Origin of the sequence: Bradyrhizobium sp. SSBR45G (assembly GCF_030159255.1) — a bacterium.
GTDB lineage: Bacteria > Pseudomonadota > Alphaproteobacteria > Rhizobiales > Xanthobacteraceae > Bradyrhizobium.
Genome location: NZ_BSCT01000007.1, coordinates 1 through 21,982 on the forward strand (window position 1 = coordinate 1; position 21,982 = coordinate 21,982).

The 21,982-nt window shown below is 66.9% G+C and carries 13 protein-coding genes; 2 read left to right on the top strand and 11 right to left on the bottom strand.

Annotated elements, in window-relative coordinates; all coding sequences use genetic code 11:
* Positions 1 to 163 precede the first annotated feature (163 nt).
* Both QQL87_RS11175 and QQL87_RS11180 read right to left on the bottom strand, forming a co-directional pair.
* Positions 164 to 1,315 (bottom strand): DegT/DnrJ/EryC1/StrS family aminotransferase, encoded by a 1,152-nt coding sequence (locus QQL87_RS11175; RefSeq protein ID WP_284418160.1) that lies wholly within the window; start codon positions 1,313 to 1,315, stop codon positions 164 to 166.
* 49 nt (positions 1,316 to 1,364) lie between these two features.
* A complete protein-coding gene (locus QQL87_RS11180; RefSeq protein ID WP_284418159.1) occupies positions 1,365 to 2,372 on the bottom strand; it encodes a Gfo/Idh/MocA family protein in 1,008 nt (335 codons plus the stop codon).
* A gap of 345 nt (positions 2,373 to 2,717) precedes the next feature.
* Between QQL87_RS11180 and QQL87_RS11185 the strand changes: the two genes are divergently transcribed.
* Positions 2,718 to 3,428 (top strand): DUF1223 domain-containing protein, encoded by a 711-nt coding sequence (locus tag QQL87_RS11185; protein ID WP_284418157.1) that lies wholly within the window; start codon positions 2,718 to 2,720, stop codon positions 3,426 to 3,428.
* A 7-nt stretch (positions 3,429 to 3,435) separates the two neighbouring features.
* Here QQL87_RS11185 and QQL87_RS11190 read toward each other — a convergent pair whose 3' ends face one another.
* The 7 genes from QQL87_RS11190 to QQL87_RS11220 all read right to left on the bottom strand — a co-directional run bounded on the left by QQL87_RS11190 (position 3,436) and on the right by QQL87_RS11220 (position 16,501).
* Positions 3,436 to 5,655, bottom strand: a complete 2,220-nt coding sequence (locus QQL87_RS11190) for an O-linked N-acetylglucosamine transferase, SPINDLY family protein (RefSeq protein ID WP_284418156.1) — start codon at positions 5,653 to 5,655, stop codon at positions 3,436 to 3,438.
* Between the two features lie 66 nt (positions 5,656 to 5,721).
* Positions 5,722 to 7,941, bottom strand: a complete 2,220-nt coding sequence (locus tag QQL87_RS11195) for a tetratricopeptide repeat protein (RefSeq protein ID WP_284418155.1) — start codon at positions 7,939 to 7,941, stop codon at positions 5,722 to 5,724.
* An 84-nt stretch (positions 7,942 to 8,025) separates the two neighbouring features.
* Positions 8,026 to 10,248, bottom strand: coding sequence for an O-linked N-acetylglucosamine transferase, SPINDLY family protein (locus QQL87_RS11200; protein WP_284418154.1), 2,223 nt, complete (start codon positions 10,246 to 10,248; stop codon positions 8,026 to 8,028).
* Positions 10,249 to 10,473: 225 nt separating this feature from the next.
* Positions 10,474 to 12,696 (bottom strand): tetratricopeptide repeat protein, encoded by a 2,223-nt coding sequence (locus QQL87_RS11205; RefSeq protein ID WP_284418153.1) that lies wholly within the window; start codon positions 12,694 to 12,696, stop codon positions 10,474 to 10,476.
* Between the two features lie 70 nt (positions 12,697 to 12,766).
* Positions 12,767 to 14,179: a mannose-1-phosphate guanylyltransferase/mannose-6-phosphate isomerase gene (locus tag QQL87_RS11210; RefSeq protein ID WP_284418152.1), complete on the bottom strand. Its 1,413-nt coding sequence runs from the start codon at positions 14,177 to 14,179 to the stop codon at positions 12,767 to 12,769.
* 12 nt (positions 14,180 to 14,191) lie between these two features.
* Entirely contained in the window at positions 14,192 to 15,208 is a 1,017-nt protein-coding gene (locus tag QQL87_RS11215; RefSeq protein WP_284418151.1) for an NAD-dependent epimerase, read from the bottom strand.
* 9 nt (positions 15,209 to 15,217) lie between these two features.
* Positions 15,218 to 16,501, bottom strand: coding sequence for a nucleotide sugar dehydrogenase (locus tag QQL87_RS11220; protein ID WP_284418149.1), 1,284 nt, complete (start codon positions 16,499 to 16,501; stop codon positions 15,218 to 15,220).
* A gap of 196 nt (positions 16,502 to 16,697) precedes the next feature.
* Between QQL87_RS11220 and QQL87_RS11225 the strand changes: the two genes are divergently transcribed.
* Positions 16,698 to 17,660: a lysylphosphatidylglycerol synthase transmembrane domain-containing protein gene (locus QQL87_RS11225; protein WP_284418148.1), complete on the top strand. Its 963-nt coding sequence runs from the start codon at positions 16,698 to 16,700 to the stop codon at positions 17,658 to 17,660.
* A gap of 14 nt (positions 17,661 to 17,674) precedes the next feature.
* On the opposite strand, the gene asnB is transcribed toward QQL87_RS11225, so the two are convergent.
* On the bottom strand, positions 17,675 to 19,645 hold the full coding sequence (gene asnB / locus QQL87_RS11230) for an asparagine synthase (glutamine-hydrolyzing) (RefSeq protein WP_284418146.1): 1,971 nt from the start codon (positions 19,643 to 19,645) through the stop codon (positions 17,675 to 17,677).
* Between the two features lie 38 nt (positions 19,646 to 19,683).
* Positions 19,684 to 21,636, bottom strand: a complete 1,953-nt coding sequence (locus QQL87_RS11235) for a TIGR04372 family glycosyltransferase (protein WP_284418145.1) — start codon at positions 21,634 to 21,636, stop codon at positions 19,684 to 19,686.
* Between the last annotated feature and the right edge of the window lie 346 nt (positions 21,637 to 21,982).

Below are 21,982 nucleotides of genomic sequence, written 5' to 3' on the forward strand. Positions count from 1 at the left end.
CGAGAAGAAAACGTCGCTATCAAATGATGCTAAAACTATCTTAGCGCCTATGGGCCTTCGCCGGGACGACGGTCGTGGTTGGGGCTGCCGGTGGGGCAGATCAGTGGCACGGCGGTCGCAGCGACGCCGTCAGCGGCGCGGCGGCGTGACGATGCATACCGCCTCAGCCCCGCAGCGCGCCGCGGACGACGTCGATGATGCGCCCTTGCGTCGCTTCATCCAGATAGGCGTGCATCGGCAGGCTGATGACGTCGGCGGAGAGCTGCTCGCTGACCGGCAGGCCGCCATCGGCGCTCGGGAAGATGCGGTAGGCGGTCTGCTGGTGCATCGACTTCGGATAGTAGATCGCGGTCGGGATGCCCTGCGCCTTCAGCGCGGCGGCAAAGGTGTCGCGGTCGATGCCGCGAGGCAGGCGGATGGTGTATTGCGCCCAGACCGAGGTGCAGCCCTCGACGAGGCGCGGCACCTTCACGACATCGGCGAGCGCCGCCGTGTAGCGTTCGGCGACCAAATTGCGCGCGGCGATCTCGTCCTCGAAGATCCGGAGCTTCTCGATCAGGATCGCGGCCTGGATGGTGTCGAGGCGCGCGGTCAGGCCGAGGCGGACGTTGTCGTATTTGTCGCTGCCGCCGCCATGGGCGCGCACGCTGCGCAGGCGCTCCAGCAGGCCGGCATCGTCGGTGAGGATGGCGCCGCCGTCGCCGAAGCAGCCGAGCGGCTTGGCCGGATAGAAGCTGGTGGCTGTCGCCAGACCGAACGTGCCGATGCGGCGGCCCTTGTAGCTGGCGCCAAATCCCTGGGCTGCGTCGTCGAGCACGAACAGGCCCTCGGCTTCTGCGATCGCGGCGACCGAATCATGGTCGGCGCTCTGCCCGAACAGATCGACCGGGATCACGGCCTTCGGCTTCAGGCCGAGCCGCTTGGCCGTGGCGATGCCGCGGCGGAGCGAGGCCGGATCGATGTTGAAGGTGTCCTCCAGCACGTCGACGAACACAGGCGTGGCGCCGGTCAGCGCCACCGCTTCGCCGGTCGCGCAGAAGGTGAAGGACGGGCACAGCACGGCGTCGCCGGGGCCGATGCCCTGGGCCATCAGCACCATCAGCAGCGCGTCGGTGCCGCTGGAGCAGCTCACCGCGTATTTGGCACCGCAAAATTCAGCCAGTTCCTTCTCGAGCTGGATGACCTCGGGGCCGCCGAGAAACTGGCAATGCGCGAGCACGCGGGCAACCGCATCATCGAGCGACTTGCCGAGCCGCTGGCGCTGCGCGGCGGTGTCGATGAACGGAATGGGCTGATGACGCAGGTGCTGATTCATGAGCTCTGACACATGTTCGGAAACGGAAATGGGTGGGGCGCAGACGCGACTAGCCCGCGACGCGCAGCTTGGCGGCGGCGGCCTCGGCCGGACGATGGCTCGAGGTCTCCAGGCACTGCGTGGCGATGGCGAGACTGGCGACGCCCTCGTCGCCGGTGACGGCCGGCGAGGTGCCGGAGCGCACCGCGTGCAGGAACGCGATCAGCTCGGCGCGCAGCGGCTCGTCATGGCCGACCGGCAGATGCCGCATCGAGTAGCTGCCATCCGGCTTGAAGCCGAAGCATTCGGTGACCTGGCGCGTCAAGAGATCGCCCATGATGTACTTGCCGCGCGTCGCCACGGTGACGTTGCGCGCCTTGAACGGCGTCAGCCAGTTGGTGTTGATGTGGGCGAGCACGCCGGAGGCGGTGCGGAACTGCAGCAGCGCGATGTCCTCGCGCTCGGCGACCGCGCTGGAGAGCTGCGGCTGCACCTCGATGATGTCGGATTCGGTGAACCACCTGATCAGGTCGATGTCGTGCACGGCGAGATCGATGACGACGCCGACATTGGACATGCGCGGCGGGAACGGGCCGACACGGGTGATCGCGATCGACAGGATGTCCTCGCCCGCGATCGCCTTCTTGATCGCGGCGACGGCCGGATTGAAGCGCTCGACATGGCCGATCATCAGGGTGACGCCGGCGCGATGCGCGGCCGAGACGATCTCCTTGCCCTCATCCACCGTGGAGGCGATCGGCTTCTCGACCAGCACATGCACCTTGCGGGCGAGGCAGGCGAGCGCGAGCTCGTGATGCAGATGCGTCGGAGCCGCGATGGTGACGGCGTCGACGCCCTCGGACACGAGCTGATCGAGCGTCTCGAAGGTCGGGCAGTTCGCGAGCTCGGTGACGCGGCTGCGATGCGCGGGCAGCGGATCGACGACGCCGACGAGATGGACATCGGGCAGTCCGGCGAGCACGCGGGCATGATTGCTGCCCATCACGCCGGCTCCGATCACGCCGACCCGCAGCGCCTGCCTCAGCTCGGCCTTGTGGCCTGCCCCCTTCGAACTCATGTCAACGACCCCATCAAAGTCACGGATTGGCCATCACAGTTAACGAACTGCAAATCAGCCGGTCGAAGCTGTCCTAGCACGGCGCATCAGGCGAGGCGAACGCGGAAACCTTTTTCAGGACACGATTTGATTCAGAAAGTTACATGGGAGGTAGACGAAAAGCAGAGCATTTTGAAGGGCCTGCAGGGTGACTTTCGCGTGTGCCCCGCCCCCTGTTCACGCGCCATGACAGGCCGCCGCCACATTGGTCGAGCCGCCTTCACGCCTGCGTGTTGTCGATGTGAGGAGGTAACGCGGTGGCTCGGGCCAGCGAAGGAGGTCATGTCACATCGCGGGAGAATGCCCATGCCTGTCACGCTCGCCCCTCTTCGTCACGCTTTCCAGTTCGCCATGCTGCTCGCCTCGTTCGCGCCCTGGTCGCCCTCGGCGGCAGCCGTCGAGCGGCCTGTCGTGATCGAGCTGTTCACCTCGCAGGGCTGCTCCTCCTGCCCGCCTGCCAATGCCTATCTCAACGAGATGGTGCGCGACCGGCGCGACGTGCTGCCGCTCGCCTTCCATGTCACCTACTGGGACCGGCTCGGCTGGAAGGACCCGTTCTCGCTCTCGGCCGCGACCGATCGCCAGGCCCGCTACGGCAGCCGCTTCGGCGACGGCTCCTACACGCCGGAGATCGTCGTCGATGGCGTGACCGGCCATGTCGGCTCCAACAGGTCCGAGGTCGGCTCGGCGATCGACCGTGCGCGCGGCGCGAGCGCCACGGCGGCGACGATCCGGCTCGCCCGGGCCGGCGACAAGCTGACCGTCGAGGTTGGCGGCGGCGAAGGGCGGGGGCGCGTCGTGCTGGTCGGCTTCGATCGCCGGCACGAGACGGCGATCCGCCGCGGCGAGAATGGCGGCCGCACGCTGGAGGAGCTCAACGTGGTGCGCTCGGTGCGCGCGCTCGGCGACTGGAGCGGCAGCGCGCTGCGCCTGTCCGAGCCGATGCCGGAGGGCGAGGACGCCGCGGTGATTCTCGAAGCACCGGACGGGCGCATCGTCGGCGCCGGACGCTTGTAGTTGGAGGTCAGGTGGAGGTGCAGTCACGACGCCAGAACTGACGATAGCCCTCCTCGACCTTGCGCGTATAGGTCTCGACGTTGCCGGCCGCGGAGTTGGCGACCATGATCGGCAACTCAGCGCGCAGCCTGGCGAGCTCCGCCGGCTGCCCAGCCTGGCGCAGCGCGATCGCGATGTAGCCGTCATCGTCGGCCGCCACGAAATCGCCGAGCCCGACCGCAATGTCGATGGCCGCCGCCGCACGTGCCGCGGCGCCCTGTCCGAGTTTGCAGATCACCGGCACGCCGGCCTGCAGCGATTCCCAGGTGCTGACGCCGCCATTCTGCGGGAACGGATCGAGCGAGATGTCGATCTCGGCGAACTGCGCGATGTGCTGGTCGCGCGTCGACAGGCCGAGGCAGGTGATGCGCTCCTCGGCGATGCCATGCGCCACGAAGCGCCCGACGAGCGCGTTGCGCACCAGCGCATCGTCGAGCGCGCCATTCTTGATGACGATCCGCGAGTCCGGCAGCGCGGCCATCAACCGCGACCACAGCGCGAGCGCCGGCTCGGAGATCTTGTCGATCCGGTTGAACACCCCGAAAGTGACATGGCCCTTGCGCAGCATCGGCAGCGGCGTCGGCTGCCAGCCCTGCAGCGGGTCCGTGGTGATGACCGCCGGCAGATCGTAGACCTGCTCGGCGAACAGATGACGCACATCCTCCGGCACCGTGACCGGGTCGGCGAAGAAGTAGTCCATCGTCGGCAGGCCGGTGCCGGTGCCGCTGCCCCACGCCGTGACCTGGACCGGCGCCGGCTTGCGGGCGAATACCGGCAGGCGGTTGCCGGCGGAATGACCGGCGAGATCGACAAGGATGTCGACGCCGTCGGCGTCGATGCGGTCGGTCAGTTCCTCGTCGGACATCTGCCAGGCATCGACCCAGACGTCAGCGGCGGCGCGGCACTTCGCCGTCATCCCGTCCTGCAGCGGCGAGCAGGAATAGCAGACGACCTTGAACGCCTGATGGTCGTGATGGCGCAGCACCGGCAGGAACACCAGCGCCGCCGAGTGATTCCTGAAATCCGACGAGACATAGCCGACAGTGAGCCGCCGCTCCGGATCGCGGTCACGCACCGGCGGCGGACGGCGCGCGATCTGGGCGCCGATCCTGCTCCACCATTCCCGCCTGACGGCCTGATGCTGGGCGAAATCGGTGTCGGGCATGAAGTCGAGCAGAAAGATCTTGGCGGTGATCGCATCACCGAAATCCGGCTTGATCTCAAGCGCGCGCTCGAAGTGCTGCAAGGCGGTCGCAAGATCGCCCTGCTTGCAGAAGCATTCGCCGAGCCAGGTCCAGGCAACCTCGGATTCCGGGTTCTGCTCCAGCACCTTGCGGCAGGCGTCCATCGCCGGCGCGATGTTGTCCCGGATGACGCTGAGCTGCGCGAAGCCCAGCAGCGCCACCTCCTGCCGCGGATCGATCGCCAGGGCCGCCTGGAAATCGGCCATCGCGGAATCGAACCGGCCGGCCTGCTGGTGCAGCCGGCCGCGTTGCGCCAGCACCTGCGCCGCGCCCGGCCTGATCGCGAGCGCGGCATCGAACGCGGCGAGCGCGTCGTTGGAATGGCGCAGGTTGATACTGGCCAGGCCCTTGCCGAACATCGCCTCCATGTGACGCGGATTAAGCGAAAGAGCGCGATCGAAACTCTGGTTGGCCTCGGCATTGCGGTTGAGCGGCAGCAGCGCCATGCCGCGATTGCAATAGGCGTCGGCATAGTCAGGCTTCAGCGCGATCGCCCGGTCGTGAGCCGCAATCGCCTCGTTCTGCAGGCCCAGGCGCATCAGCGTGTTGCCGAGGCCGGTGAGCGCGACCAGGAGGTTGGGCTTCAGTGCAACGGCGCGCTCCTGGCATTTGCGCGCCTCCTCGTAGCGTCTGCGGTTGAACAGCGCGAGGCCGAGATTGGAGAGGGCCTCGGCGTGACGCGGCTCGATTTCCACCGCCTTGGTTAGCGCCTGCTCGGCGAGGTCGAGCTGGCCGCTGTCGAGCGCGACCACGCCGAGCAGATGCAGCGCATCGAAATACTCCGGCAGCAGCGCCAGGATCTGTCCGCAGATCGCCTGCGCGTCCGCCGGACGGCCGGCGCGATACGCGGCGACAGCGCGCGGCATCAGCTCGTCCGCCTGCTTGCGCTGCTTCTTCTGCAGCCTGGCGTTCTGAAACGCGCGAGAACCGACATCGCTTGCCACGGACGACCTCCAGAGGATGACGAGCAGATCAACTCAACGCCGGCATCATGCCGCGACAGCGCGCGCTCAGCTCACGCCGGCACAATGCCGCCGCCAGAACAGGCGATAGGCGTCATCGACCTTGCCCGCATAGGTCGCGACATTGCCGGCGGCGGACGCCGCGACCTGCGCGGGCAACTCCGCCCGCAGCCTCGCAAGCTCCGCCGGCTGCGACGCCCATTTGACGGCGATGGCGATGTAGCTCTCATCATCGGCGGCGACAAAGTCGCCGAGACCGACCGCGGTGACAATCGCAGCGGCCGCGCGCGACGCTGCGCTCAGGCCGAGCCTGGCAACGACGGGGACACCGGCCTGCAGCGATTCCCAGGTGCTGACGCCGCCGTTCTGCGGGAACGGATCGAGCGAGATGTCGACCTGGGCGAACTGCGCCATCTGCTGCTCGCGCGTCGACCAGCCGAGACAGCTGATGCGCTCCTGCGTGATTCCGTGGGCAACGAAGCGGGCCAGCAGGCGATCGCGCAGCAAGGGATCGTCGAGCGAGCCGCTCTTGATCACGATGCGCGAGTCCGGCAGCTGCTGCATGAGGCGCGCCCACAGCGCGAGCGCCGGATCGGAGATCTTGTCCAGCCGATTGAACACGCCGAAGGTCACATGGCCATGATGCAGCATCGGCAGCGGCGTCGGCACGAGTCCCGGCAGCGCTTCGGTGGTGATCACGGCGGGCAGGTCGTGAACCTGCTCGGCGAACAGATGGCGCGCGCTCTCGGGCACGGTGACCGGATCGGCAAAGAAGTAGTCGATGGACGGCAGGCCGGTGCCAGTGCCGCTGCCCCACGCCGTGACCTGAACGGGCGCCGGCTTGCGGGCAAACAGCGGCAGGCGATTGCCGGCGGAATGGCCGGAGAGATCGACCAGGATGTCGACGCCATCGGCCGCGATGCGGTCGGCCAGCTCGTCGTCGGACATCTGCGCGGCATCCACCCAGACATCGGCGCAGGCGCGGAACTGCGCGGTCACCGCGTCCTGGACCGGCGAGCAGGCGTAGCAGCAGACCTGAAAATCCTTCCGATTGGCGTGCTTCAGCACGGGCAGGAAAGTGAGCGCGGCAGAATGGTTCCTGAAATCCGAGGAGACGTAGCCGATCGTCAGGCGCCGCTCGGGATCAAGGTCGCGCGGCGGCAGGGATCGCTGCGCGATGTGACTGCCGATCCGCTGCCACCATTCGCGCCTCGCCGCCTGATGCAGCTCGAAGTCGGCATCGGGCATGAATTCGAGCGTGAAGATCTTTGCGGTCATCGCCTCGGCGAAATCCGGCCTGATCTCCAGGGCGCGCTCGAAATGCGCGATCGCCGCGGCGACCTCCCCCTGCTTGGCGAAGCAGAGGCCGAGCCACAGCCAGGCGTCCTCGGAGCGCGGATTCTGCTCCAGCAGCTTGCGGCAGGCGTCCACGGATTGGGCGACGTCTTTGAAATGGCCGAGCTGGGCCTTGCCGAGCAGCGCCATCTCCAGCATGGGATCGCCGGCCAGCGCGGCGTCGAAATCCGCCCTCGCCTGATCGAACCGTCCGGCCATCTGATGCAGCCGGCCGCGCTGCGCCAGCACCCGCGCGGCACCGGGCCGGATGGCAAGCGCCGCATCGAACGATGCAAGCGCGTCGTCGAAATGACGCAGATTGACGCTGGCCAATCCCTTGCCGAACATCGCCTCCATGTGGCGCGGGTTGAGCGACAGCGCGCGGTCGAAGCTCTGATTGGCGTCCGCGTTGCGGCCGAGCGGCAGCAGCGCCATGCCGCGGTTGCAATAGGCATCGGCGTAGTCAGGCTTCAGCGCGATCGCCCGGTCGTGCGCGGCGAGCGCCTCCTCCGGCCGGCCGAGGCGCATCAAGGTGTTGCCAAGGCCGGTCTGCGCGACGACGAGACTGGGCTTGCTCGCGATCGCCCGCTCCTGGCATTTGCGCGCGTCGTCGAAGCGCTTGCGGTTGAACAGCGCGAGGCCGAGATTGGACAGCGCCTCGGCGTGGCGCGGCTCGATCTCCACGGCCTTCGTCAGGGCCTGCTCGGCGAGATCGATCTGCCCGCCGTCGAGCGCGACCGCACCGAGCAGATGCAGGGCATCGAAATGCTCGGGCAGCAGCGCCAGGATCTGGCCACAGATGCTCTGGGCTTCGGCCCGGCGGCCCGCGCGATAGGCGGCGACCGCAGTCAGCATCAGCGCATCGGCCTGCTTGCGGTGCTTCTTCTGCAGCCGCGCAGCCTGAAACGCACGGGAACCAACATCGCTTGCCAAAGAAGGTCTCCACCAGCTGGCACACAGATTCGACTGAGCATACTGACGTATTTGTTCGCCCGCCTCGGGCAGTTGCCGCCGCACTCAGCCGGCGCCGGCGCAATAGCGGCGCCAGAACAGCCCATAGCCGTCCTCGACCTTGCGCGTATAGGTCTCGACGTTGCCGGCGGCCGAGCTCGCCACCCGTGCTGGCAGCTCGGCTCTGAGCTGGGCCAGCCGCGCCGGCTCTCTGGCGTGCTTCAAGGCAATCGCGATGTAGCCGTCATCGTCCTCCGCCACCCAGTCGCCGAGCCCGACCGCCGTATTGATGGCGCCCGCCGCGCGCGAGGCCGTGCTGCAGCCGAGCCTGGCCACGACGGGAACGCCAGCCTGCAGCGATTCCCAGGTGCTGACGCCGCCATTCTGCGGAAACGGATCGAGCGAAATGTCGACATGGGCGAACTGGGCGATGTGCTGCTCCCGCGTCGTCGAGCCGAAGCAGATGACGCGCTCCGCGGCGACGCCATGCGCGACGAAGCGCGCGACGAGACCATCGCGCAGCAGGCTGTCGTCGATCGCGGAGTTCTTGATCACGACGCGGGAGTCCGGCAGCTCGGCCATCAGCCGGGCCCACACCGCGAGCGCCGCATCGGAGATCTTGTCGATGCGGTTGAAGACGCCGAACGTGACATGGCCAGTCCGCAACATCGGCAACGCCGTGGATGGCGATACTGGAAGCGGATCGGTGGTGATCACGGCCGGAAGGTCGTGGACCTGCTCGGCGAACAGGTGGCGCACGCCGGGTGGCACCGTCACCGGGTCGGCGAAGAAGTAGTCGATCGTCGGCAGGCCGGTCCCGGTGCCATGGCCCCAGGCCGTGACCTGGACCGGCGCCGGCTTGCGGGCGAACAGCGTCAGCCTGTTGCCAGCCGAATGGCCGGAGAGATCGACGAGGATATCGACGGCATCGGCCTGGATGCGATCGGCCAGATCATTGTCCGACATCTGCCAGGCATCGACCCAAATGTCGGCCGCCGCCCGGCAGCGCGCCGTGACTTCGTCCTGGCGTGCCGAGCAGGAATAGCAGATCACCTGAAACTGGGCGTGGTCGTGGTGAGTCAGCACCGGCAGGACGGTGAACGCCGCCGAATGGTTGCGGAAATCCGCCGAGACATAGCCGATGACCAGCCGCCGCTCCGGATCCCTGTTGCGCGGGCTCAGCGCAACGCGCGGAAGCGAGGCTCCGATCCGCTCCCACCATTCGCGGCGTACCGCCTGCTGCCTGGCGAAATCGGCATCGGGCAGAAAGTCGAGGGTGAAGATCTTGGCTGCGATCGCATCCCGATAGTCGGGCTTGAGCGCGAGCGCATGATCGAAGTGCTGCAGGGCCGCGGCAATCTCGCCCTGCTTGGCATAGCAGCCGCCGAGCCACGTCCAGGCAGCCTCGGAGTTCGGGTTCTGCTCGAGCACCTTCCGGCAGGCCGCGATGGCCGGCGCCACGTCGTTCTGATGGACGCCGAGATGGGCCCTGCCGAGCAGCGCCGTTTCGAGATGGGGCTCGCGCGCGAGCGCCGCGTCGAAATCCGCCCTGGCGTGATCGAACCGGCCAGCCTGCAGATGCACCTGGCCGCGCTCGGCGAGGACGCTGGCCGCGGCTGGACTGATCGCCAGCGCCGCATCGAAGGCGGCGAGCGCCGCGTCGAAATGGCGAAGCTTGAGTCCGACGAGGCCCTTGCCGTGCAGCGCCTGCACGTGACGCGGATTCAGCGACAAGGCCCGATCGAAGCTTTGCAGCGCCTCGACGCTGCGGTCGATGAGCAGCAGCGCCATGCCACGGTTGCAATGCGCCTCGGCATAGTCGGGCTTCAAGGCCACCGCACGGTCGTAGGCGGCGATCGCCTGCTCCGGCTCCTGCAGACGCAGCAACGTGCTGCCGAGGCTGTTCCAGCCTGCAGCGAAACCAGGCACCAGCGCCACGGCGCGCTCCTGGTGCCTGCGCGCATCGGCATGGCGCCCGAGATTGGACAGCACGATGCCGAGATTGGCCTGCGCATCGGCGTCGCGCGGCTCGAGCTCCACGGCGCGGCTCAGCGCCGCCGCGGCTTCGCTCAAAGCGCCGGCATCGAGCGCAGCCATGCCCAGCAGCCGCAATGCGCCGGCGTGGTCGGGCAGCAGGGCCAGCACCTGACCGCACAGCGCCCGCACCTCGGCCGGCCGGCGGGCCTGGTACGCTGCGGTCGCGGCCGCCAGCAACGGCTCGGCCTGCTTGCGGTTCTTCTTCTCGAGCCGGGCGTTCTGAAACGCACGCGAGCCGACATTGCCAGCCAAGGATCGTCTCCGGATCAGATCAGCACGATAGGATCAACGCCACTGGTGCAGCCGTCATCGCCGCGCCGACATTCGGGCCGGCCTGCCGACGGCGCGCGCGCGAATGCCGCCCGCAAAGCTAGCATACGGGACCTGATTCGCGTGAAGCGCGGCGACCGGAGCATGGCGCGCGCCGGCGCGCGCGAGCCTTCGGCGCGGGCAACCGCAGCCGTGTTGCCCGCCGCTTCACCCGCCGGCCGCGCAGTAGCGCCGCCAGAACGTGCGGTAGCCCTCTTCAACCTTGCGCGTATAGGTCACAACATTGCCGGCTGGCGAGCTCGCGACACGCGCCGGCAGTTCGGCCCTGAGCTGCGCCAGTGCGGCAGGATCTCCAGCATGCTTCACGGCGATCGCGACATAGCCTGCGTCGTCCTCCGCCACCCAGTCGTCCAGGCCGACCGCCTTGACGATCGCACCACCGGCGCGCGAGGCCGAGCTGTTACCCAGCTTGGCCACCACGGGCACGCCAGCCTGCAGCGACTCCCAGGTGCTGACACCGCCGTTCTGCGGGAACGGGTCGAGCGAGATATCGATCTGGGAAAAGGCGGCGATGTGCTCGTGCCGCATCGACGAGCCGAGGCAGGTCAGCCGGTGCTCGGCAATGCCATGGGCCGCGAACCGCGCGGTCAGCCGATCGCGCAGGAAGCTGTCGTCGAGCGCGCCGTTCTTGACCACGATGCGCGCATCCGGCAGCGCGCGAAACAAGGCCGACCAGACGCCGAGGACCTGATCGGAGATCTTGTCGACGCGGTTGTAGACACCGAAGGTGACGTAGCCATTGTGCAGCATCGGCAGCGGCGTCGGCTGCGCATCGGGCAACGGATCCGTGGTGATCAGGGCCGGCAGGTCGTACACCTCCTCCGCGAACAGCGGGCGGACGGCCTGGGGCACCGTGACCGGATCGGCAAAGAAGTAGTCCATGGTCGGCAGGCCGGTGCCGGTCGCGTTGCCCCATGCCGTGACCTGGATCGGTGCCGGCTTGCGTGCGAACAAGGAGAGGCGGTTGCCGGCCGAATGGCCCGAGAGATCGACGAGAATGTCGACCTGGTCCGATCGGATCTGCGCGACCAGTTCCTCATCGGACATCTGCCAGGCGTCGACCCAGCCATCAGCCGCGGCCCTGCACTGCTCCGTCACGGCATCCACCAGCGGCGAGCACGAGTAGCAGATCACCCTGAACGCCCCGTGATCGTGATGGCGCAGCACCGGCAGGAAGGTCAGCGCCGCGGAATGGCTGCGGAAGTCGGACGACACATAGCCGACCGTGATCCGGCGCTCCGCGTCCCGGTCGACGCCGGTGAGCTCGAACCGCGGAATGTTGGCGCCGATCCGCTCCCACCATTCGCGCCGCACGGCCTGGTGCATGGCGACATCAGCGTCCGGATGGAAGTCCAGCGCGAAGATCTTCTTCAGAATGGCATCCTCGAAATCGGGCTTGATCTCGAGCGCGCGTTCGAAGTGCTGGATCGCGGTGGCGATATCGCCCTGCCTGGCGAAGCAGGCGCCGAGCCAGGCCAGCGCGACCTCCGACACCGGATTGGTCTCCAGCACGCGCTTGCAGGCCAGCATCGCCGGCGCGATCCGGTCAGTGAGCACGCAGATATGCGCCTTGCCGAGCAGCGCAGCCTCGAGCCTCGGATCGGTGGCCAGCGCGGCATCGAAATCGGCCTCGGCCTCCGGGAAGCGTCCCATCTGCACAAACAGCCGGCCGCGCTGGGCGATGACGGCCGCGGCGCCCGGCTTGAGCGCGAGCGCCGCATTGAAGGCTGTGAGCGCCTGCTCGAAATGGCGCAGGTTGATGCAGACGAGGCCCTTGCCGAACGTCGCCTGCATGTGGCGCGGCGCCAGCGCGAGCGCGCGATCGAAGCTCTGCCGGGCCTCCTCGTTGCGCAACATCAGCAGCAGCGCCATGCCCCGGTTGCAATAGGCGTCGGCATAGTCAGGCTTGATGGCGATGGCACGGTCGTGTGCCTCGACCGCCTGCGCGAACAGCTGCATGTTCATCAGGGTGTTGCCGAGACCGGTCAGTGCGGTGGCGAACGCCGGCTTCAGCGCGATGGCACGCTCCTGGGCGGCACGGGCTTCCTCATAGCGCTTCATGCTGAACAGCACGAGGCCGAGATTGGCCAGAGCCTCGGCATGGCGCGGCTCGATCGCGACGGCCCGGGTCAGCGCCTGCTCGGCGAGATCGAACCGGCCGCTGTCGAGCGCGGAGGCGCCGAGCAGATGCAGCGCATCGAAATGATCGGGCACCAGGCCCAGCACCTGTCCGCAGATCGCCTGGGCATCGGCATGCCGCCCCGCCCGATAGGCCTCGACGGCTTTCGGCAGCAGGCCGTCGGCCTGCTTGCGGTTCTTCTTCTGCAGGCGCGCGTTCTGGAACGCGCGCGATCCGATCGTGCTTTGCAAGGAAGCTCTCCGGCGGACGACGTCCGGGGCTGTCTAGCACGGCTCGCGTGATTCGAGGCGAGACCCCGCCCTACTCGCGGCGGTAATCGTCCTCGAGCCGGATGATGTCGTCCTCGCCCAGATAGGAGCCGGTCTGGACCTCGATCAGCTCCAGCAGGATCTTGCCCGGGTTCTCCAGACGGTGCACGGCACCCATCGGGATGTAGATCGACTCGTTCTCGTGCACGGTCTTCACGGTCTCGTTCACGGTGACGCGGGCCGCGCCACGCACCACGATCCAATGCTCCGAGCGGTGATAGTGCTTCTGCAGCGACAGCCGCTGGCCGGGCTTGACGATGATGCGCTTGACCTGGTGGCGCTCGCCATTGTCGACCGACTGATAGCTGCCCCAGGGCCGGTGCACCTTGATGTGCGCCTCGGTGACCTCCGGCGCCACCGTCTTGAGCCTGGCGACCAGCCGCTTGAGCCCGTTGGCATCGCGCTGGCGCGACACCAGGATGGCATCCTGCGCGGCCACGACGACGAGATCATCGACGCCTTCGAGCGCGACCAGCGCCTTGTCGGTGACGACGTTACAGTTGCGGGAATCCTCGAACACGGCGGCGCCGCGCGCTGCGTTGCCCTGCCCGTCCTTGTCGGACAATTCCCACACCGCGTGCCACGAGCCGACGTCGGACCAGCCGCACGACACCGGCGCCACCGCGGCCCGCTCGGTCTTCTCCATCACGGCATAGTCGATCGAGATCGGCTTGGCTGCGGCGAACGCATCGGAGTCCAGGATGATGAAGCTGAGGTCGCGGCCGGCCTTGGCCACCGCGTCGCCCACCGTCTGCACGGTGGCGGCATCGTATTTGCGGTACTCATCGAGCAGGACGGACGCGCGGAACATGAAGTTGCCGCTGTTCCAGAGGTAGCCCTCGCGGATGTAGCGCTCGGCGGTCGGAAGATCCGGCTTCTCGACGAACTTTGCCACCGCCCGCACCTCTCCGGATACCGGCGCGCCGGGGCTGATGTAACCATATTCCGTCGCGGCTCGCTCCGGATTGACGCCGAAGGTGACGATGCGACCGGTCTCGGCAGCAGCGAGCCCGGCCCGGCAGGCGTCGAGGAACGCAGCGGTGTCGCGCACGACGTGGTCGGCGGCGAGCGCCAGCACCACGGCGTCGGGATCGCGCGACTGTGCGAAGGCCGCACCGGCAGCGATCGCGGGTCCTGAATCGCGCCGCATCGGCTCCAGCAGCACGTCGGCCTCAATGCCGATCTCTGCCAGCTGCTCCAGCACCATGAAGCGGTACGCCGTGTTGGTGATGATGACCGGCCGCTCGAACAGGCCGGCGTCGGACACGCGCAGCAGCGTGTCCTGGAAGGTCGAATGGGTGCCGAACAACGGCAGGAACTGCTTCGGCCGAACCTCCCGCGAGGCCGGCCACAGCCGGGTCCCGGCGCCGCCGCACATGATGAGAGGAATGATGCGTTCAGTCATGAAATCAATCCGTCAAATCCGATGATAATCGCGATACCACTGCGCGAAACGGCCGATGCCGTCGGCGATCGAGGTCGCCGGCCGGAAGCCGATGTCGCGCTCGAGGTCGCTCACGTCCGCATAGGTCGCCTCGACGTCTCCGGGCTGCATCGGCAGCATCTCCTTGATGGCCGGCCGCCCGAACTCCTTCTCCAGCAGCGCTATCACGTCGGTCAACTGTTCGGGATGATTGTTGCCGATATTGTAAATCCGCCATGGCGCCCGGCTGCTCGAGGGGTCAGGCTTGTTTCCGTCCCAATCGGGGTTTCCCTGTGGCGGACGGCCGATTAACCGAACGATCGCCTGCACGATGTCGTCGACATAGGTAAAATCGCGCCGCATGTTGCCGTGATTGAACAGCCTGACCGGCTGTCCTGCCAGAATCGCCTTGGCGAAGATGAACATCGCCATGTCAGGCCGGCCCCAGGGTCCGTAGACGGTAAAGAAGCGCAGGCCGGTCGCCGGCAGACGGTACAGATGGCTGTAGGAATGAGCCATCAGCTCATTGGCCTTCTTGCTCGCCGCATAGAGGCTGATCGGATGATCGACATTGTCCCTGACCGAGAACGGTAGCTTGGTGTTCGCGCCATAGACCGACGAGGACGAGGCGAACAGCAGGTGCTCGCAGCCATGATGCCGGCAGCCCTCGAGCACGTTGATGAAGCCCTCGAGATTGGCGTCGACATAGGCGTGCGGATTTTCCAGCGAATAGCGCACGCCCGCCTGGGCGGCGAGATGCACCACGGCGGGAAAGCGATGCTGAGCAAACAGCGCCTTGATGCCGGCGCGGTCGACCAAATCGAGCTTGTGGAAGCTGAAGCCGGGCTGCGACTCCAGAATGGCGAGACGCGCCTCCTTCAGCTTGGGATCGTAATAGGAGTTGATGTTGTCGATGCCGATCACCTGGCGTCCCCCAGCGAGCAGCTGCTGGGTCAGGTGAAAGCCGATGAAGCCGGCCGCGCCGGTGACGAGGATGGGATTGTCTGCCATATCGCTTCCTCAGGGCCGCCACAGCTCGATGGCGCCGGGTTTGCTCGCGCGGTCGAGCTTCATCTTGACGTCGAGCACGAGGCCGCTCTCCTCGCGCAGGAGCCCTTGAACGAGAGGCCAGCCGCCGGCGAGGTACTGATCGTGCGACACCGCGAGCACGACGGCGTCTGCAGGACGCAGCGCCTCGATCGCCGTCAGGCCGATGCCGTATTCCTCGTGCACGGCCGCAGCATCGGCCAGGGGATCGGCGACCTGCACCTCGACGCCGAACGACTGCAATTCGCTGATGATGTCGATCACCCGCGAATTGCGGATGTCCGGCACGTTCTCCTTGAAGGTCATGCCGAGAATGGTGACGAGGCCGCTGCGGCCGCGGCGTTTCAACAGCCCGCGGATGCATTCGCGCGCGATGCGCCGGCCCATCTCGTCGTTGATGCGGCGCCCTGCGAGGATGACTTCGGGATGATAGCCGGCCTTCTCCGCGCGATAGGTGAGGTAATACGGATCAACGCCGATGCAGTGGCCGCCGACGAGGCCCGGCGTGAACGGCAGGAAGTTCCACTTGGTGGCGGCCGCCGCAAGCACGTCGCCGGTGTCGATCTCCAGCGCCTGGAAGATCAGCGACAGCTCGTTCATGAAGGCGATGTTGAGATCGCGCTGGGTGTTCTCGATCACCTTGGCGGCTTCGGCCACCTTGATCGAGGGCGCGCGATGAATTCCGGCCGTGACCACCGATCCGTAGACGTCGGCGACGATCTGCAATGTTTCCGGATTTTGCGCCGACACCACCTTGGTAATGGTCTCGAAGCGATGCGTCTTGTCGCCGGGATTGATGCGCTCGGGCGAATAGCCGACGTTGAAGTCGGTGCCGGCGGTCAGCCCCGAGCAGCTCTGCAGCAGCGGAACGCAATCCTCCTCCACAGCCCCCGGATAGACCGTGGACTCATAGACGACGATGTCGCCGCGCTTCAGCACCGCTCCGACCGTGCGGGTGGCGGCCAGCATGGCGCCGAGATCGGGTCGGCGCGCGCTGTCGATCGGGGTCGGCACGGTCACGATGAAGAAATCGGCAGCCGCCATGTCGGCCGGATCATGCGTGAAGCGCAGGCCCGGCCGCCTGAGATCGGCCGTCTCGACCTCACAGGTGCGGTCCGTGCCGCTCCTCAGCTCGGCCACCCTGACGGCATCGATGTCGAATCCGATGGCCGGGCAGCCTGCGCGCGCGAACGCTGTGGCGACCGGCAGGCCGACGTAACCAAGGCCTATCACCGCGATCTTCCGGCCATGAGACATAAATTGATATTCCGGTCGTTTCGGAGGCCATTGACGCCACCCCTGCGACTGTTTAGCCACCGGGGCATCAGGACCGCAAGGGGTCGGCCGCGGCGACGGTTCGGACCCGTCCGAGGTCTGGTCCTGCCAGGACGGGGAGTTGCGCGTCTCGCACTCGGCTTGGGACCTTTCAACCAAGAGCGAAGCCGGCCCTCGCATGCGTGCGTTTTTGATTCTCATTCTCCGCATCGTGGTGTCGCTCGCCCTGCTCTATCTGGCGCTGCGCGGGATCAACTTTGCGGCCATCCGTGAACGGCTCAGCCAGATCAGCATCGGCTGGATCGTGCTGGCGGTCGGCATCACGCTGCTGCAGATCTTCATCGGCGCGCTGCGCTGGCGCGAGATTTCCGCGCTGTGCGGCGCCCCGCTGACCGACCTCAGGGCGTTCCGCTACAACATGATCGGCGCCTTCTTCAACCAGACCCTGCCCTCCTCGATCGGCGGCGACGCCGTGCGGCTGTGGCTGATCGGCCGCACCGGTGCCGGCTGGCGCGCCGCGAGCTACTCGATCCTGACCGATCGCGCCGTCGGCTTCATCGCGCTGGCGCTGATCATCGTCGCGAGCCTGCCGTGGAGCTACGGCATGATTGCCGACGAGCACGGACGGCTCGCGCTGGTGCTGGTCGATGCGGCCGCGCTGGCCGCCGGCGTCGGCTTTCTCACCGTGGGCTATCTGCCCGCCAAGTGGATGACGGCGTGGTGGCCGACGCGCCACGTCCATGCGTGCTCGGTGATCGCAAGCAAGGTGATCTTCGGCAAGACGACGGCGGCCAAGATCGCCGTGCTGTCGCTGTCGATCCACGTGCTCGCCGTCGTGATCGCATGGTGCGCCGTGCGCTCGATCGCGGCCTCCGCCGCATTCGAGCAGCTGTTCCTGCTGACGCCGCCGATCATGCTGATCACCATGCTGCCGATCTCCATCGCAGGCTGGGGCGTGCGCGAGGCGACGATGATGGTGGCGTTCGGCTACGCCGGGTTGGCTCCGGCGGACGGCACCGTGGTCTCGATCCTGTTCGGGGCGGTGTATTTCATCGTCGGCGGCATGGGCGGCCTGGTGTGGATCTTCAGCGCCGAAAAGGGCCAGGGCAGCATGACCGTGCCCGCGACCGTCGAGGACTAAGCTATCGGGCTTGGCTATCCGGCGTGGGCCCATTCGTCGTGCCAGGCCTGTGCCATCAGCACGTTCCACAGCCAATAGGAATGATTGTGACGGCGGCCGAGATGCTCGTCGAGCATGCGCGTCACCCGCGCCGGATCGAACAGGCCCTGCCGCCGCAGCCGCGACGGCGACAACAGGTCCGACGCCCATGATTTCAGCGGCCCGCGCAGCCAGCCATCGAGCGGGATGCTGAAGCCGGTCTTCGGCCGGTCGATCATCTCGGCGGGCACATGGCGATACAGCACCTGCCGCACCAGCCATTTGCCGCGGCCATCGCGCACCTTCATGCTCGCCGGAACCCGGGTGGCGAATTCGACGACGTCCTTGTCGAGGAAGGGAACGCGCGTCTCCAGCGCCACCGCCATGGCGGCACGATCGACCTTCTGCAGGATGTCGTCGCTGAGATAACTGAGGGAATCGGCCAGGGTCATCCGGTCGAGCGGGTCGAGCTCCGCCGACAGGCGGCCCATCTCGTGCCCTGCCCAGCCCGTGCGCTCAGCGCCGCCGATCACGGTGCGGGCGGGATCCTGATCGATCGAACACAGCGTCCTGTACAGGCCGTCGAAACCGTCTGACGCAAGCAAGCGGCCGAGCTTGGCGACCTGGTCGCCGGCATGCCGAACCTTCAAGCGGGCCGGCAGCACGGGCTGCAGGGCCTTGAGAATGGTCTCGGCCGGCTCCGGCGCGATCGCACCAAGCGCGGCACCTAGGGCTCGCCGCAGCGGCATCGGCAGGCGGCCCAGGCGCGCCTGCAGGGCCCCGCCCCAGACATGCCTGTTGTAGCCGCCGAACAGCTCGTCGCCGGCATCGCCCGAGAGGGCGACGGTGACATGCCGGCGCGCGAGCTGCGCGACCAGATGCGTCGGGATCTGCGAAGAATCGGCGAACGGCTCGTCATAGATCCGCGGCAGCTTCGGGATCACATCCAGTGCGGTGCCCGCGTCGACATAGAGCTCGGTATGATCAGTGCCGAGATGCTGCGCGACCCGGCGCGCATCCTCGGCCTCGTTGTAGCCGCCTTCGGCGAAGCCGATGCTGAAGGTGCGGACCGGCTGGCTCGCCTGCGCCTGCATCAAGGCGACGATGGTCGAGGAGTCGACGCCGCCGGACAGGAAGGCGCCGAGCGGCACGTCCGACAGGCACTGTCGCTTGACGGCAACCGACAGCAGCTGCTCCAGGCGCGCGACGGCCTCCTGCTCGCTGCCGATCCGATCATGCTGGGCCGCGACGACACGATCCCGCAGCGACCAATAGGCTTGCGGCTCCGGCCAGGCGCCCGGCGTCGCGCCGGCGGAGAAGCTCACGAACGAGGCCGCCGGCAGCTTGCGGACCTCGGCCCAGATCGTGGCGGGCGCCGGCACGTAGGAATAGCGCATGAACGCCGTAAGCGCCGTGCGATCCAGCGAGGGCGCCCATTCAGGGTGGGCAGCGAGCGCCTTCAGCTCGGATCCGAACACCAGATCGGCATCGCTCCAGCCGTAGAACAGCGGCTTCTCGCCGAAACGATCGCGCGCGAGAATCAATTGCCGCGTTTCGGCGTCCCACAGCGCGAAGGCGAACATGCCGATCAGGCGCTGCAGCGCCGGCGCGACGCCCCATTGCCGGACAGCGGCGAGCAGCGTTTCGGTGTCGGAATGGCCGCGCCAGTTCGGCGCAGCGCCGAGCGCCTCGAGCTCGGCGCGAATGTCGAGATGATTGTAGATCTCGCCGTTGAAGGTGATGGTGTAGCGTCCGCAGGCGCTGTGCATCGGCTGCGCGCCCGCCTCGGACAGATCGAGGATGGCGAGGCGGCGCTGCCCGAGCGCAATGCCATGCCGCCCGTCCCGCCACGTTCCCGACGCGTCGGGCCCGCGATGCGCCAACGCAGCCGTCATCCGCGCGACGACGCCCGAGAGCCCGCCTTCGTCGGCGCCCCCGGGTCTCAGCAGACCGGCTATGCCGCACATGATGTCGTCCTCGATGCCGCCAGACGCCGTCGCATGGCTCAGACCTGCTCGGCCGCATCGAGAAGGAATTCCTTCTCGTACCTGGCGAGAAAACCCAGGCTTGGCCGGCTCGCGCCGTAATAATAGGGCAGCGCCAGCGCCTCTCTCCAGCGCGACAGCAATCGCTCGGCGTCATGGCCCGCATCGAACTCGGCCGTCCGGCCATCGGCGATCGCCAGGACTTCCTCGACGGTGCGCATGATGTCCTCCGCCGAATTGTTCTCCGGATGCGCGCCGTTGCGGCCGAGCACCGCGGCGTCGAACACGCGCCACCGCCAGGGCGTGCTGGTCAGCTGGCGCTGCGTCAGCATGGTCCCGTCCGCCTGCCGGACCGGCTTGAGGGCGAAGCGGACGTTGCGGTTCCACAATTGAGCGTCGGTCGTGATCGCGTTCACGATCGCACAGGGAATGCCGAAACTGACGGCCACGTTGGTCAGGCCGGACGTGGTGCCGACGAACGCCCGGGCGTGCCGGATCAGATGAATGTCCATCGGCTCCGATCTGAACTCGCTCAGCGCATAGTCGATCGTGCGCTCCATCGCCGGGAGCTTGGGCGAGTTCGGACCACCGAGCTTGACGACCCAGCCGCCCCGGGACGTAATCAGACGAATTGCATCGAGCGATGTCTCGATCGGCGCGTTGCGATGTGTCTGTCCAGTGCCCATGAACTCAAAGTAATGCGCGGCGTCGCGCGTGTGCAAGCAGACATACCAGTCGTCGGGCGCCATGCCGTGCTTGGCGCGGAACTGTTCGAACAGCTCGCCGGTATCAGCGGTTCGATCATGAACTGCGCTGAGCGGATGCCCCCTGCCATCCCGCTCCCATTGCTGGATGGCCATTGCCCCCGCATCCTGCCACGGGACAACGCCTCCATCCGGCATCCGGAATGCATTGAAGTTCAAACCGTACCAGCGCTGCAGCGACAGCAACTCCTCGCCCACGCGATCGGACACGGTCTCGCCGATCACAACAATCCGGCCGAACCCTTCGAACAGCTTGAAGAACGGCACATTGGCGATCAGTTCGGAACGGACGACGATCACGGCGTCGCCCGACCACCATCCCAATTCGCGCATGCGGAACAGGATGTCGAGCATGCCCAGATGACCAATCTGCGTGGTCCACTCTTCCGGGATGAGCCGCAGCCGATCCAAGGATATTCCGAGCCCGTCGAGCAGCCGCCTCAAGTCATCGGAGAGCGGCGGCGGCGATGTCACGAGCTCCTGCTGCGCATCCAGCGCGCGCTCGAACAGCCTTACTCCAACCTCGCCGCGGCCGACATGCGTGACGCGCTGACCCGCGAAGTTGCAAAGGTCGAACAGCCTGCCACGGGCTCCGCACAGCACATCGAGGCTGTTAGGACAATAATGAGCGGAGTTTCGCGCCGCGATGTTCTGATGAGGACGGAAGAAATGCATGTTGCGACGGCAGGCCAGGAACATCGTATCGAGGGCCCCGGCTTCGTCCCCCCCGATCACGTCGACCATGGCCTTGTAGAAGGCGAGGTCGACATTTTCCTCGAGCTGCTCGGGTCGTGCGCCCGCCGCCGCGGCCTTCGCATCTGAAAATTCGCCGAGCTCGAACAGCGACCGAACGAGCGCATATCTGCTCGCGCTATCATCCGCACCCAGTCGCTCGCCGTGGACAACTTCGATCACCTCCCGATAGGCACCAATGCCGTACAGGACCTCAACCGAAGCAACGTGGAAACGCCGGCTGAACGCCGTCGAGAACCGATATTCGGGATGGTCGACCAGATGTGACGTGACGTAGGGAAAGTACGCCTGATGAAGGCGCCGCCGGAGCGGAAACCTCACCGCATTGGCGATCACGAACAGCAGGAAGACGATGCGTCGCGGCAGCAGATTGAGGATGCCCCCAACTACGACGAAGACCAGATAAACCGCCCGACGGCGGCCGGAGCGCCACGAATTTTGCTTCTGCAACTTCATACGACCAAGTTCCACGCACCCCGTAATCCCTGCCTCAATGCGTCTGGATCAGGGCAGCGCTCGGATGACCGGCCTTGAATGTCACCCTCAGGGCGCGTTCCGACGCGCTCGTCATGACGAGGACGGAACGTGCGCCGGATCCGGTGCGGAGGCTTCTCCCACAACAACACAACGCCGCTCTCTCAAGCCAACCAGAGATTGAGCCGATTGGATCGACAGCAGCTATACCAGAGGTGTTGCTGACAAGCCAAGCCGAACATCAAGCCGAACCTGACGACCAATATGACCAAGCCAGAACGAGAGATAATTCGGACGACCATGACCCCTCGATAGACGTGCTGATGAG

Bases quoted from the DNA above. Each gene is read 5' to 3' on its own strand.
- QQL87_RS11185 (WP_284418157.1), top strand. From the start codon at position 2,718: ATGCCTGTCACGCTCGCCCCTCTTCGTCACGCTTTCCAGTTCGCCATG.
- QQL87_RS11175 (WP_284418160.1), bottom strand. From the start codon at position 1,315: ATGAATCAGCACCTGCGTCATCAGCCCATTCCGTTCATCGACACCGCC.
- QQL87_RS11210 (WP_284418152.1), bottom strand. From the start codon at position 14,179: ATGACTGAACGCATCATTCCTCTCATCATGTGCGGCGGCGCCGGGACC.
- QQL87_RS11235 (WP_284418145.1), bottom strand. From the start codon at position 21,636: ATGAAGTTGCAGAAGCAAAATTCGTGGCGCTCCGGCCGCCGTCGGGCG.
- QQL87_RS11215 (WP_284418151.1), bottom strand. From the start codon at position 15,208: ATGGCAGACAATCCCATCCTCGTCACCGGCGCGGCCGGCTTCATCGGC.
- QQL87_RS11225 (WP_284418148.1), top strand. From the start codon at position 16,698: ATGCGTGCGTTTTTGATTCTCATTCTCCGCATCGTGGTGTCGCTCGCC.
- QQL87_RS11220 (WP_284418149.1), bottom strand. From the start codon at position 16,501: ATGTCTCATGGCCGGAAGATCGCGGTGATAGGCCTTGGTTACGTCGGC.
- QQL87_RS11180 (WP_284418159.1), bottom strand. From the start codon at position 2,372: ATGAGTTCGAAGGGGGCAGGCCACAAGGCCGAGCTGAGGCAGGCGCTG.
- asnB (WP_284418146.1), bottom strand. From the start codon at position 19,645: ATGTGCGGCATAGCCGGTCTGCTGAGACCCGGGGGCGCCGACGAAGGC.